The 13,993-nt window shown below is 64.5% G+C and carries 11 protein-coding genes; 6 read left to right on the top strand and 5 right to left on the bottom strand.

Annotated features, from left to right (window positions below; all coding sequences use genetic code 11):
- Positions 1–90: 90 nt before the first annotated feature.
- From RCH14_RS19405 to RCH14_RS19385, 5 genes are all read right to left on the bottom strand, one after another.
- Positions 91–2,937, bottom strand: a complete 2,847-nt coding sequence (locus RCH14_RS19405) for an EAL domain-containing protein (RefSeq protein WP_343027741.1) — start codon at positions 2,935–2,937, stop codon at positions 91–93.
- A gap of 163 nt (positions 2,938–3,100) precedes the next feature.
- Entirely contained in the window at positions 3,101–3,880 is a 780-nt protein-coding gene (locus RCH14_RS19400; protein WP_343027740.1) for a transferase spermidine synthase, read from the bottom strand.
- Between the two features lie 32 nt (positions 3,881–3,912).
- Positions 3,913–5,436, bottom strand: coding sequence for a citrate:proton symporter (locus RCH14_RS19395; protein ID WP_343027870.1), 1,524 nt, complete (start codon positions 5,434–5,436; stop codon positions 3,913–3,915).
- Between the two features lie 272 nt (positions 5,437–5,708).
- The gene (locus RCH14_RS19390) at positions 5,709–7,187 is read right to left on the bottom strand and encodes a sensor histidine kinase N-terminal domain-containing protein (protein WP_343027739.1); all 1,479 of its coding nucleotides are present in this window, start codon (positions 7,185–7,187) and stop codon (positions 5,709–5,711) included.
- Positions 7,188–7,200: 13 nt separating this feature from the next.
- On the bottom strand, positions 7,201–7,890 hold the full coding sequence (locus tag RCH14_RS19385) for a response regulator (protein WP_343027738.1): 690 nt from the start codon (positions 7,888–7,890) through the stop codon (positions 7,201–7,203).
- 134 nt (positions 7,891–8,024) lie between these two features.
- Between RCH14_RS19385 and RCH14_RS19380 the strand changes: the two genes are divergently transcribed.
- The 6 genes from RCH14_RS19380 to RCH14_RS19355 all read left to right on the top strand — a co-directional run bounded on the left by RCH14_RS19380 (position 8,025) and on the right by RCH14_RS19355 (position 13,922).
- A complete protein-coding gene (locus RCH14_RS19380; RefSeq protein ID WP_343027737.1) occupies positions 8,025–9,092 on the top strand; it encodes a porin in 1,068 nt (355 codons plus the stop codon).
- A gap of 27 nt (positions 9,093–9,119) precedes the next feature.
- Complete coding sequence (locus tag RCH14_RS19375) at positions 9,120–10,091, top strand: tripartite tricarboxylate transporter substrate binding protein (protein ID WP_407070097.1); 972 nt, start codon at positions 9,120–9,122, stop codon at positions 10,089–10,091.
- 279 nt (positions 10,092–10,370) lie between these two features.
- On the top strand, positions 10,371–11,120 hold the full coding sequence (locus RCH14_RS19370; protein ID WP_343027735.1) for a hypothetical protein: 750 nt from the start codon (positions 10,371–10,373) through the stop codon (positions 11,118–11,120).
- A gap of 227 nt (positions 11,121–11,347) precedes the next feature.
- The gene (locus RCH14_RS19365; protein WP_343027734.1) at positions 11,348–12,937 is read left to right on the top strand and encodes a TrkA C-terminal domain-containing protein; all 1,590 of its coding nucleotides are present in this window, start codon (positions 11,348–11,350) and stop codon (positions 12,935–12,937) included.
- 68 nt (positions 12,938–13,005) lie between these two features.
- Positions 13,006–13,254, top strand: a complete 249-nt coding sequence (locus RCH14_RS19360) for a hypothetical protein (RefSeq protein WP_343027733.1) — start codon at positions 13,006–13,008, stop codon at positions 13,252–13,254.
- 41 nt (positions 13,255–13,295) lie between these two features.
- Positions 13,296–13,922 (top strand): exopolysaccharide biosynthesis protein, encoded by a 627-nt coding sequence (locus tag RCH14_RS19355; protein ID WP_343027732.1) that lies wholly within the window; start codon positions 13,296–13,298, stop codon positions 13,920–13,922.
- The last annotated feature ends 71 nt before the right edge of the window (positions 13,923–13,993 follow it).

The raw sequence follows: 13,993 nt of genomic DNA, 5'->3' as shown, positions 1-13,993 counted from the left end.
ATGTTTATTTAGCTATACAAATGTTTCGCTGGTCATTTAATGACATGGCGTTGTCACGATACGCGTGGCTGGCATGCAACTGAAGCTGCCCTAGGCGGGTAGCGTGGCAGGCGCTGGTGCCGGTGATGGCGCCGGCGCCGGCAGGCACCGTCCCTCGGCCAGCAGCGCTTCGAATTCGCCGGCCGGTACCGGCTTGCTGAAGTAATAGCCCTGCATTTCGTCGCAGCCGTGTGTGCGCAGGTAATCGAGTTGCGCGAGCGTCTCGACACCTTCGGCGATCACGGCCAGCTTCAGGTTGTGCGCGAGCGCGATGATCGAGGTGACGATCGCCGCGTCATTGGCATCGTGCGTGATGTCGGCCACGAACGAGCGGTCGATCTTGAGCACGTCGATCGGGAAGCGCGACAGGTACGAGAAGCTCGAATACCCGGTGCCGAAGTCGTCGATGGACAGATTGATCCCGAGCGCCTTCATCCGGTGCAGCAATTCCACGGCCGGCGTCACGTCGCTCATGAACAGGCTCTCGGTCAACTCGATTTCCAGGCAGGCCGCATCGAGCCCGGTTTCCTGTAGCGTCGCTTCCAGGCTGGCCATCAGGTCGGCCGCGCCGAACTGGCGCGCCGACAAATTCACCGCTACCCGCAGGCGCGGGTAGCCGGCAAGCTGCCAGGCCTTGTTCTGGGCACAGGCAGTGCGCATGACCCAGGCGCCGATGGGCACGATCAGGCCGGTCTCTTCGGCCACGCCAACAAAGCGGCCGGGCGGGACCATGCCCAGTTCGGGGTGATTCCAGCGGATCAACGCTTCCATGCCAACGATTTGGCCCGTCTTCATGTCGACCTGTGGCTGGTAGTGCAGCACGAATTCGTCGCGCTCGAGCGCATTGCGCAGTGCGCCTTCGATGCGCACCCGTTCCATCGCCTCGTCGTTCATGCTTGGCGTAAAGAACTGGAAGTTGTTGCGCCCCAGCTTCTTGGCACGGTACATGGCGATGTCGGCGTGCTCGATCAGGTTTTCGCTCAGCGTGCCTTCGGTTGGGAACACGGCCACGCCAACCGAACAGGTAACGAAAAATTCCTTGTTGGCCAGCATGACGGGCTGGGCCACCGCATCCATGATCCGTTGCACGACGGCGGGGGACAATGGCTCGTCGGCATGCTCGTTGAGGATCACGACGAATTCGTCGCCCGACAGGCGCGCCACGGTGTCGGCGTCGCGCAGTGCCGCGCGCAGGCGCTGCGCGACCGTGACCAGCAGCACGTCGCCGGCCTTGTGGCCCATGCTGTCGTTGACGAACTTGAAGCGGTCCAGGTCGATCAGCATGACCCATACCGGCCGGTCGCTGCGGCTGGCAAACGCAATCGACTGGCTCAGGCGGTCCTGCAGCAGCGAGCGGTTGGGCAGGCCGGTGAGCACGTCATGCTGGGCCACGTGGTGCACGCGCTGCTCGGTCAGCTTGCGCTCGGTGATGTCGCTGCCGGTACCACGGTAGCCGGTCAGCGCGCCCGCGTCGTCGAACACGGGTTCGCCGTTGACGCAGAACCAGCGCGCGTTGCCATCGTCGTCGACCACTTCGTACTCGAGATTGTTGAAGGCTTCGCGCGCCTGCATCTTGGTCAGGTGCGCGCGGCCACATTCGCTGTCGCGCAGGCCCGGCACGTATTCCCAGCGCGTCTTGCCGATCAGCCCTTCGACGGCGACCCCCGATTTTTCGGTGAAGCCACCGGTAATCATCGTGAAGCGCAGCTCGGCGTCCTGTTCCCAGTACCAGTCCGACGACATCGAGACCAATTGGCGGAAGCGCTGCTCGCTGTACAGCAGCGCTTTTTCGGCGCGCTCGCGCGCGACCATGTCGTCGATCAGCCGGCGGTTGCTGCGGCGCAGCTCCGACGTACGCTGGCGCACCAATTGCTGCACCTTGCGCGCCCGCTCGCCGGCCGACTGCACGAAGGCGGTGCCCATCAGCGTGACGAGGATGCCGCCGATCAGCAGCGACAGCGAGGCAAGATGGTCGGCCAGAAACGGGCGCGGCGCCGCCGCGACGTCGACACGCCAGGGCCGGCCGCCAGCGTGCAGCACGGTGCTGTGCATGCCGTGGTCGGTGCGCAGCCAGTGGGCAAATCCGCGGCGCGATGTATTTGAGGTGGGGCCGTTCGAGAACAGCAGTGCGCCCGGTTCCGCCTGGTCGCTGGCGTACACCGACACGAAGATGTCTCTGCGGCCGAGCAGGCCGGCTGCAGCGAGCGACTCGCGCACCAGTTCCTGGCCCCGGATGACAACGGCCGTGTTGCCGCGCATGACGCCGTGCGTGTCGAATACCGGCTGCACCAGGTCGAAGTTGGCCTTGCCGGCGGGGGCCTGGGCGAGCGCGAACAGGCCGCTGGCGGCCGGCTGGCCCGTGCTGCGCGCCAGCTCGAGCGCGTTCATGACGGCGACGTTGTGGGACAGGTTCAGGCCGAAAGCCGGTTCGTTGCCGGCCATCGGTTCAACGTACTCGATGACGTGGTAACGCGTGCGCAGCGGCGCCGGCACCAGGCCGCCAGGTGTCATTTCGGTGAGGATCGTGCCGGGCCGCACGCGCTGCAGTTCGGCTTCGATCGCAGTACGTTCATGGCCCGGTACCACCCGGTGGAAATTGAACGCCTGCACGAAGCGATGGCGCTCCAGCAGGGCCGACGTGAAATCGGCGAAGCGTTCGCGGCTGACTGGCTCGCCCCTGGAAAACAGCTGGTTGGTCACGGCCAGCACTTCGAAGGCCTGGCCCATGCCCTGGCGCACTGCCGCCACGCGCTCGTCGGCGCGCTGGCCGAAGGCCAGCGCCATATTGTCGCATTCGAGGTGGCTGACACCGATGAACAGGCCGGATGAGGCAGCCAGGCCGCCCCCCAGCGTGAGGGCTGCCGCGAGGGTCAGCGAACGGGGCAGTCGGCGCGGCATCGTAGCAAAGGTCCAGGTCAATCCGTACAAGTCAGTCAGGGGCGCGCGCGGCACTCAGTGCTTGCCAGCGAGCATTAATGCGCGCCAGTGTGTCATACATGGGCCCGGCACCGCAAACTATTCTATTGTGAAGGACAAGCTGCCCGCCGTGGGTAAAACCATGCTAGCTACCGCGCCTTTCCAGCCAGACCACCACGCCGCGTGCAAGCAGCCGGTTGCTCCAGCCAAAGCCGGTGCCGTTACGGTCCCGGTGACGCCGTACGAGCCTTAGCAGCAGGCGTTGTCCGCGTGATGGCGGTGTGGCGGGGCGCACGGCGAACAGGATACGGTTGTTGCCGGCAATGCGCCTGAACCACATGATGCGCCCGTCAAACGCATCCCGTAGATGTTGTAAAAAAGACACATAACCCGGGTCGTAGCTGAAGATATTGGCCACCAGCACACCGCCGGGACGCAGTGCTCGGCGGCTGGCCGCGTAGAACGCGCCACTGGCAAGCGCTGGCGGCAGGCCGTTCCGGTCAAAGCCATCCACCAGCAGAACATCGGCGTCGCCCGGCGTGCGCGCCAGGTAGTCGGCCGCGTCGCAATGCAGCACCCGCAGGCGCGCATCGTCCGGCGGCAGGCAGAACAGGTCGCGCAGCGCGATCACGTCGGCGCGGATCTCGAGCACCGTGATGCGGGCGTGGGGAAAGTGGCGGTAGCAGAACTTGGCGAGCGAACCGCCGCCCAGGCCCACCATCACGATGTGGCGCGGGCGCGGCGCGAACAGCGCGAAGCACATCATGGCGCGGGTGTAGTCGAGCACGAGGGCGTCTGGCTGCGCCAGCAGCATCTCGCTTTGCACGTCGCCCGGCGAGAATGCAAGCGTGCGGTGCTTGCCGTCGCTGACGACCAGCGGCGCGGCGACGGCAGGTGGTGCGGGAAGATGGTCGGGTGCGGGCATGGGGCAAGTATATGCCCCCGCACCCCGCCGCCTTACCCGGCGCTGCCCATCAGCGGGACCACGCCGAACACCAGCGCCGCCACCAGCATGACCAGCGAGGCCGAGATCGACCACATCAGCGTGAAGCGCTGGTGATCGCCAAACTCCACCTTGCACATGCCGACCAGCAGGTAGGTCGATGCGACCAATGGGCTGAGCAGGTGGACCGGCTGGCCGATCACCGAGGCGCGGCCGATTTCTGCCGCCGTGATGCCATACACTTCGGCCGCCTTGGCCAGCACCGGCACGATGCCGAAGTAGAACGCGTCGTTCGAGATGAAGAACGTGAATGGGATGCTGAGCAGACCCGTGACGACCGCCATGTATGGCCCCATCCACTCGGGCACGCCCGCGATGACGGACAGCGCGATGGCATCGACCATCTTGGTGCCTTGCAGGATGCCGACGAAGATACCGGCCGCGAAGATCAGCGACACCACCGGCACCACGTTCGCTGCATGATACGCAATGCGCTCTTTCTGCTCTTCCAGGCCCGGGTAGTTGATCATGATCGCGACGGCGAAGAAGATCATGAACAGCACGGGCAGCGGCAGCACGCCCTTGATCAGGAATGCCATCAACAGGGCGGTCATCGCGAAGTTTACCCAGATGAGCTTGGGGCGCTTGATCGCGGCGTTCGCGACGCCATTGTCATCACCGCCACCATGACCACCACCGGTGGCCAGCGCCGGTTCGGCCGACGGGGTTGCTGTCGATTCGACACGACCGCCCGCCAACTGGTGCACGTTGCCGTCGCGTGCCGTGCCGGCAGCGGCCGGGCTCCAGTGGCCGGTGGTGCCATTCATTTCGGCGGCTGCCGCGACGCCGGCCACGGCCGGCTGCAGCACGGCGACATGTTGCGCCTCCTTGGCAACTTTTTCAGCCTGTGTCGGCAGCGTCATGATGCCCAGGCGCTTGCGCTCCTTCATGCCCAGCACGCAGGCCACGAACACGACCCAGAGGGAGGTGACGGCCATCGGCAGGATCATCGGCACGAAGATGTCGCCCACGTCCACGCCGAGGGCGGTGGCAGCGCGTGCCGTCGGGCCGCCCCACGGCAGGATGTTGAAGACGCCACCAGCCAGCATGATGACGCAGGCCAGCACCAGGCGGCTCATGCCGAGCCGCACATACAGCGGCAGCATGGCGGCAACAGTGATCATGTAGGTCGTGGCGCCATCGCCGTCGAGCGAGATGAACATCGCCAGCACGGCGGTGCCCACGACGATCTTGAAGGGGTCACCGCCGACGAGCTTCAGGATGAGGCGCACGACCGGATCGAACAGGCCCGAATCGATCATGATGCCGAAGTACAGGATGGCGAACATCAGCATCACGCCGGTCGGGGCCAGGTTGCGGATCCCGTCGAGCATCATCGGGCCAAGTTGCGGGCCGAAGCCGCCGATCACGCCGAACCCGATTGGCACCACGATCAGGGCCACGAGCGCCGGCAGGCGCTTGGTCATGATCAGGTACATGAACACGACGACCATGGAATACGCCAGGATGGTCAACATCATCATTTTTCTCCTTGCCGGTGCGCTTGCCGCACGCGGTGTGTGGGCCGCTGGGGCCCGTGGTGTTGGTGCAGGTGGCGCGTGGGGTGGCGGTGCATCGCTGCTTCATGCAGACGGATGCACGGTCGATCGCGCGCCGTGTTTTCAGGCGCGGTTCAAACGGGGGAAAGCGCGGCCAGGGCGGCGCGCGCGGGGGCGGGATTGTGCATGGTGTCTCCGATCGTTGTCGTTGGTGTGCTGCTGTTTGCACCAACTATAGGCGTGCGTGCCTTTCAATTGGCTTTCAATGCACTTGATGCTTCAACGATCGCTGGCAGGGGAAACCGCAAGCGCACGCTCAGGCCATGCCCGCCATCGGCCTGGCCCAGCGCGATGCTCGCGCCATGCAGGTTGGCGATATCGCGCACGATGGCCAGTCCCAGGCCGGTGCCGCCCGGATTGGCTTCGAGGGTCGCCTGGGCGCGGTAGAACGGCATGAACACCTTGTCGGCATCGCTTGCCGCGATGCCCGGCCCGCTGTCGCTGACCGCGAGCACCACACCGTCGCTGTCGCGTGCGACCTGGAGCAGCACGCTGCCGCCGGCCGGCGTATAGCGGATCGCATTGTCGACCAGGTTCGACACCAGTTCGTGCAGCAGCAACCCCTGGCCCTGAATCGTGGTGTGATCGTCGGCATCGGCTTCGAGCGCCAGGTCGATCCCTTTCTGCACTGCCGGCAGCGCCAGTTCGAGTCCGACCTGGCGCGCCACCGCTGTTAGCGACACCGGCGCAGCAGGCGCGATGGCGCCGCCATGCTCGATGCGCGCGAGTGTCAGCAGGCGATTGGCCAGGTGGATCGCGCCATCGGTGGTGCCGGCAATCGAGCCGACGATCGCGCGCATCGCGGCCGGATCGTTTTCGCGCAGGGCCAGTTCGGCCTGCGTCTTGAGCACCGCCAGCGGGGTGCGCAACTGGTGCGAGGCGTCGGCGATGAAGCGGCGCTGGCTGGCGATCAGGTCCTGTGTGCGCGCCATCGCGCCGTTCATTGCCGCTACCAGCGGCCGCACTTCCTTGTGTACGAGCGCCGGGTCGATGTTCGACAGGTCGGACAGCGCGCGCGTTTCAACCTCGTTCTTCAGGAGCATCAGTGGCCGCAGTACGAGGCGCACGGCGAACCACACCATCGCCGCCACTGCCAGCACGAGCAGGGCCTGGCGCAGCAGGGTGCTCAGCAGGATGTCACGCGACAGCGCCTGGCGCGCGTCGAGCGTTTCGCCGACCTGGATCAGCGCGATGCCGCGCATCGAATCGTCGTAGACCGGTTGCAGCAGCGCCGCGATGCGTACCCGCTCGCCGTTGTAGGTGGCGTGGTAGAACCGCACCAGCGCCGGATACAGGTCGGTGCGCGGCACGTTCTTGGGCACGGGCGGCAGGTCGTCATAGCCCGACACGGTCTCGCCGTGCAGGCCCGTGACCTTGTAATAGATGCGGCCCAGCGTGTCGGTCTCGAAGCTGTCGAGCGCCACGTAGGGCACGTTGGCGACGACCTTGCCGTCCTGGACCGAGACCCGCTCGGCCAGCGCGCGCGTGGACGAGAGCAGCGAGCGGTCGTAGGCGACATCGGCCGCCTCGAGGGCATCGCGGTACAGCGAGACCGCATTGAGCGCGACGAGCAGCACCAGCGGCAGGATCAGCCAGCGCAGCAGCTGCCCGCGCAGGCTGCCCAATGGGCGGCCGGCGGTGATCTGGAGCAGGGATGCGCGCAGAGTCATCGCGTGCGGCGTTTCAATCGGGCCGTTGCTGCATCAGGTAGCCGATGCCACGCAGCGTGACGATCATCGCGCGGGCATCCGGAAACTTTTCGAGCTTCTTGCGGATGCGGTGGATATACAGCTCGATGGCGTCGAGGTTGACGTCGTCGGCCAGCGCGAACACTTCGTCGAACAGCTTTTCTTTCGATAGCGCGCGGCCCGGCCGGGCGATCAGTGCTTCGAGCACGGCGTGCTCGCGCGGCGTCAGCGCAAGTGGCTCACCGCACATCGTAAACATGCGCGAGACGGTGTCGAAGCGCAGCCCCCCGCATTCGTGCACGAGCGCTTCGTTGCCGCTGCGGCGGCGCAGCAGCGCCTTCACGCGCGCTTCGAGTTCGGCCAGCTCGAACGGCTTGGGCAGGTAGTCGTCGGCGCCCAGGTTCAGGCCCTGCACGCGGTCTTCCAGGCCGCCGCGGGCGGTCAGGATCAGCACCGGCGTGCCGCCACGCGTGCCCCCGCGCGCGCGCAGCCGGCGCAGCACGTCCAGGCCGTCCATCTTGGGCAGCGTCAGGTCCAGGATCACCAGGGCGTAGTCCTGGGTATGGAGCAGGGCGTCGGCATCGGCGCCGGTGGCGGCGCATTCAACGGTCAGCTTGGCGTCGCGCAGGGCCTTGGACACCCAGTGGGACAGTTCGACATGGTCTTCAACGAGCAGGATTCTCATCGCGCCAGTGTAAACGCAAAGCGACCTTCCCGAAAAGCGCCACTGAAAGCGAACTGAAAGGCGCGCGCACATATAGTCGGCCCACAAGCAGCGACCCAGCTGCAGCAGATACCCATAACAACGTTCGGAGACACATGAAACAATCGGCCCTCGCGCTTGCCGTCCTGGCAGCGCTGTCCCTTTCCGCACCCGTCCTCGCCCAGAGCAACGTCCAGGTCTATGGCCTGATCGACGCCGGCGCGGAATTTGTCAACCATGCCGGCGAGGACGGCGGCAACGCGGTGCGCGTCATCTCGGGCGGCAAGAACACGTCGCGCTGGGGCTTTCGCGGCAGCGAAGACCTGGGCGGCGGCCTGAAAGCCGTCTTCAATCTCGAAGGCGGCATCCTGCTCGACACCGGTGCCAGCGACGGCGCAATCTTCAAGCGCCAGGCCTACGTGGGGCTGGAGAACGATCTGGGCCGGATCGTCATCGGTCGCTCGTTTACCACCGTGTATGAACTGGTGATCAAGTTCGATCCGCTGGGCTTTGCGCCCAATTATTCGTGGGCCACGGGCGGCAGCGCCACCCGGCCATCGCGCTACGGCATGACGACCCAGTTCGACAATATGATCAAGTACACGGGGCGCACGGGCGGCTTCACATACGGCGCCACGGTCGGCCTGGGCGAACGTTCGGGCAGCTCACGCGAAGGCCGCAAGCTGGCCCTGGGCGGCTCGTGGTTCGGCGACGGCCTGGGCGTGATGGCCTCGTGGGAGCGGATCGACGGCACGCCAATCGACGGCGTCGTCACGAATGCGCTGGACGAAACGACGGCGTATCACGTCGCACTCGACTACCGCAGCGGCCCATGGCGCTACACGGCCGGCAAGCGTGGCTACAAGCTGGCGCAGGGCCGCACCAACCTGGCCGACCTGCGCGGCGACACCTACTGGGGCGGCATCACGCGCACGATCGACGCGGTCACGCTGACGGGCGCGGTGTATCACATCAACACGAAGAACCTGCCTGCCAGCGTGGACGCCGACCCGACGATGTTCGTCGCGCGCGCCATGCTGGCGCTGTCCAAGCGCACCGACCTGTACCTGTCACTGGCGCACGCAAAGGCGGACAACGGCCAGCTGATCGGCCTGTCGCGCGACGATCCGGGGTTCGGATCGACCCAGAGCGGCATCACCGCGGGCATGCAGCACCGCTTCTGATTCCACGCCTTACCGTGCGGCGGTATCATGGGTGCCATGAAATCCTCGCACGTTCTCCTGTTGACCATCCTGGCGTTCGGCGGCCTGCCGCACGCCAACGCCGCCGAATGCCTGATCCCGTCAAAACCCGGCGGCGGCATGGACCTCACCTGCAAGCTGGCGCAAAAAGCGCTGCACGATCAACCGGGCGCGCCCGAACTCACGCTCCGCTACCTGCCGGGTGGCGTCGGCGCCGTGGCCTGGCACTCGGTCGTCTCGCAGCGGCGCAGCGAAGCCAATACGCTCGTCACGTTCTCGGGCGGCTCGGTCCTCAATCTCGCACTGGGCAAATTCGGCAAGGCCGACGTCGACGACGTGCGCTGGGTCGCTGCCTTCGGCGCCGACTACGGCATGGTCGCCGTGCGCGCCGATTCGCCCTACAAGACGCTGTCCGACCTGCTGGGCGCGATCAAGCGCAATCCGAAGCAGGTCTTGATCGGCATGTCCGGCACCGTCGGCAGCCAGGACTGGATCAAGATGGCGCTGCTCGCGCGCATGGCCGGCGTGGACCCGCGCAAGCTGCGCTTTGTCGCCCTCGAAGGCGGCGGTGAGCAATTCATCGCGATGGGGGCGGGACACGTGCAGGCGGTGTCGGGCGACACGTCCGAAGCGCTGCTGGCGGCTCGCGCCGGCAATGTGCGCGTGCTGGCGGTGCTGTCCGAGCAGCGCCTGCCGGGCGCGCTGGCCGGCGTGCGCACGGCGCGCGAGCAGGGGTATGACGTCGTATGGCCGGTGATTCGCGGCGTCTGGATGGGACCGGATGTGCGCGAGGCGGATTACCGGCGCTGGGTGAAGGCATTCGACGGGGTCGAAACCTCGCCCGCGTTCGCGCAGATGCGCTCGCAGGCGGGGTTGTACCCGTTTGCGTTGACGGGGGAGGCGCTCACGCGGTACGTCAAGCAGTCGGTGGATACGTATCATCGGCAGGCGAGGCAGTTCAAGTTGTTGCGGGAGCCGTAGGCGGGGGTAAAAAATCGCGCGCTGTCAGAGACGACCGATTCCTGCCCTGGCTGTACGTACTCGATCAGCATGTCTTTTTGAGCGTCGAGGAAATTTGGTGGCGAGATATTTGTTGAGAAATTGAAAAATGCAAGGTGAATGGCAAATCGCCGCTTTCATTGTACGCAATATGAAGATCGGAAAAGCTGCGTGTTCACTGGTGACACTGCCACGTTATATGTGAACTGCCAGTACCCATATCAGAAAAGATCGCACGGGAAATTTGCTTTGGGTTAATCGTTGTTTTATTATTCAAATCTCGACACCTTCTTTTCTCTCGCCATGTCGGTTATAAATCGCTCTTTTGTCGCCACGGCAGGGACACTCATCGCGCTGGCTGGCTGCGCTACCCCGGCACCGTTCCCTTTGCGAAACGCTTTCCCGAGAATGGAAACTCGCCACATTCCGGAACTCAACGCGACTGGTAAGGCGGGAGTGGGCGATCCTATGATTTCGACAGAGTGGGTGTCGCGAGTCCGTGGGATCAGCATTGCCGAAACGGTGTCCGAGACTGTGAATCCGCCTGGGATTACTTCTGTTGTCCGAGGCGACTATGAACTGTTCGCCACCAGCCTGGAAGGAGACTACTATCACGGAAGATCAACGTATTCGGTGCCGGGCACGTCAATTTCAGTCAGTGAACGCGCGGGGGTATTTGTCCCTGACGACAAATCCAGGTCTGCTGTGATTTATAACTTCGTACAGCGCTACCGATATGGCACGAAACCAGTGGCTTATGTACCGAAGGAAATCATTAAAATCACGTCGGAGAGCTTTCGCCGTGAACTTGTCTATAGCGGCGTATCGCAAAACACGATTACGGTAGTCTACCGGGAATTCAAGGACAGCTCTGCCCGTCCGGCATTTACCCAGGAACTGAAATACGACCTTTCTCAACATCGTGTGATTGGCTATCAAGGCGCGCGCTTGGAGGTTTTAAACGCAGGAAACACGGGCATCACCTACAAGGTGATCAGCCTTCTGCAATAACACCTGTCACGGACGTGCGGATGATGCTCTTGGCATATATCTTGAACGGCGCATAACTAGTTGTTGAAATCGTAAGCGTTGATCGAAGTTTATTATCGCAATTTATGCGTATTTGCCCCTGACTGTGCTCATCGGGCTATCCCCACGGCGTTTATATCGCAGTAACCCCGGGCAATCACCTCCCCATGCCGTAGACTGCATCACACATATGCAACCAGGCAACGCCAATGACCGCCATCACCACGTTCTTCAGCCACCAGCCGATGTTTGCGCTGTTCTTCACCATCGCTGCCGGTTACCTGCTGGGGGCGGTCAGCGTGAAGGGTCTGTCGCTCGGTTCCGGCGCGGTGCTGTTTGTCGGCCTGGCGGTCGGTGCAGCGGTGCCCGACCTGGTTCTGCCCGGCATGCTCGGCAACCTGGGGCTGCTGCTGTTTCTTTACGGCGTCGGCATCGCCTACGGCGCCCAGTTCTTCCGCGGCTTGACGACGCCTGACGGCATCAAGGCGAACCTGGCAGCGCTGCTGGCGGTTATCACGGCGCTGGCGCTCGCGGTCGGCGTGGCTTGGCTGTTCCCGGTCTTTGCCTTGCCCGAAGCGCTGGGCGCCTTTGCCGGCGCGGGCACCAGCACTGCCGCGCTGCAAGCGGCGCTGGCCGTGTTCGGCACGTCCGCTGCGACCGGGTATTCGGTCGCGTACCCGGTCGGCGTGGCCGTGCCCATCCTGCTGCTCGGACTGTACAACGCCGTGTTCAAGCCTAAAACCGCCGCGCCGGCATCCTCCGCGCTGCATCTCGAAGAAATCGACGTGGCCGAATTCTCCGTGCTGGGCATGACCCTGCTTGAAGCCGCAGCGCGTTTGCCCGACGGTGTTGCCATCGTCGCGCTGCGGCGCGGCGAGCACAATCTGGTGGCTGACAACGCGATGCGCATCGAGCCAGGCGACCGCTTGCTCGTCGCGGGCAATGACCAGGGGGTGCTGCACGAGGTGGCCACGCGCTTCGGCCCGGCCAATCCGGGCGCCATGCTGCACGACCGAAGCGATCTGGACTACGATCGCTTCTTCGTTTCCAGCGCCAGCATGGCCGGCTTGCCATTAAGTGCGCTGATCCTCCCGGTCGCACTCAATGCGCGCATCCTGCACTTGCGGCGTGGGGATGCCGACCTGGTCCTGACCCCTGCGCGTCTGCTCGAACTGGGCGACCGCATTGGCGTGCTCGCGCCGCGCAGCAGCTTTCCTGCGCTGCGCAAGCTGTTCGGCGACTCGGTGCGCAGCACGGGGGAGGTGAGCTATATCGGGATCGGTGTCGGCGTGACGCTGGGGCTGGCATTCGGCGCGATCGTGTGGCCGTTGCCGCTGATCGGGCAGTTTTCGTTCGGGTTTGCCGGCTTGCTGCTGGTGGCACTGGTGCTTGGCTGGCGCCGCCGTAGCGGCATGTTCCAGTGGGCGATGCCGATCCCGGCCAACCTCGTCCTGCGCAATTTCGGCCTGACGCTGTTTCTGGCGGTCGTGGGCATCTCGTCGGGCGCGACGTTCGCCGCCGCGATCGCCAACGATGGCTTGCTGTATCTGCTGCTGGGTAGCGCGATTGCGGCCACGCTCGTGGTCGTCACGATGGTGATTGCCTTGTTCGTGTTTCGCCTGCCGTTCGACAGCGTGGTGGGCATCGTGGCCGGGACCACGGGCAATCCGGCCATCCTCGCGTTTGCCAACCGGATCGCGCCGACGGACCGCCCCGATATCGGTTATGCGATGATTTTTCCGTCGATGACGGTGCTCAAGATCGTGCTGGTCCAGGTGATCGGCGTCGTGGGGCGGTGAAGTTTTCACGTGCGGCCAATGCGCGCACCGTAAAATAGCGGTTTGATCGATCAAGCACGGATTATTTTATGGAACCAGCAGAGCAGCGTTATCTCGTCCGCCAGGACAAACGGTCGGACGACGGCAAGAAACCACCGGTCTTCGCGAAGGTCATGCGCAGCAAGGAAGGCAAGTTCGAAGGCGTCTCCTTCATCAAGAACAAGGAGAAGGCGACGATCATGACGATCGCACAAGCCGACGAAGTCATCGCCTGGGCCGCGACCAAGAAAGAAAAAGCGGCCGAGTACGAGACCCGGATCATTTGCGTCGGCCAGTAGCCACCCTGTTCGGCTAGCCGAACGCACCACAAGAAAACACCATGCACAGTGAACCACCCGTTTCCCAGCGCCTGCGCGCGCTGGTCCGCTCGATGCCGCGCACCGGCATCACCCTCAGTGAACTGATCCGCAGCGTCGGCAACGACGGCCTGCTGATCCTCGTGGCCCTGCTCACGCTGGTGTTCCTGATCCCGATTTCGATTCCCGGCGTGAGCACCGTGTTTGGCGCCGCGATCCTCTTGATCAGCGTGAGCCGCCTGTCCGGGCGCGATTTGTGGATTCCGTCGAAGCTCGAGCACCGCGTCATCGGTACGCGCAAGCTGCGCCCACTGCTGCGCAAGGCGCTGTCGTGGCTGAAAAAGCTCGAGCGCGTCAGCAAGCCCAACCGCATCCAGTGGCTGGTCGCAGTCGGTCCGGTCGCGTTCTTCAACAACGCGGCCCTGATCCTGGGCGCGGTGCTGCTCATGATGCCGTTCGGCCTGATCCCGTTCAGCAATACGTTCCCGGCCGTGGCGATCCTGTTCCTGGCCATCGGCTTGCTGCAGCGCGATGGCGTCTGCATCCTGCTGGGCCACATCAGCAATGTCGTGACGATTATCTATTTCAGCGTGCTCATTGGCGGTGGTGGCCTGGCCGTGCGCGAGGTCTTCAACCGCTTCGCCGGCTGAGGGCAGGGTTGGCTTGTTGCAAGGCATCTCTTTCTGATAAGCTGGCCCTCAGCCGCCCGTGCGCCGTCTGC

The organism is Massilia sp. MP_M2 (genome assembly GCF_039123635.1).
Taxonomy (GTDB): Bacteria; Pseudomonadota; Gammaproteobacteria; order Burkholderiales; family Burkholderiaceae_D; genus Telluria.
The sequence above is the reverse complement of the archived record's forward strand: the minus strand, read 5'-3'. Positions and strand labels throughout refer to the sequence as shown.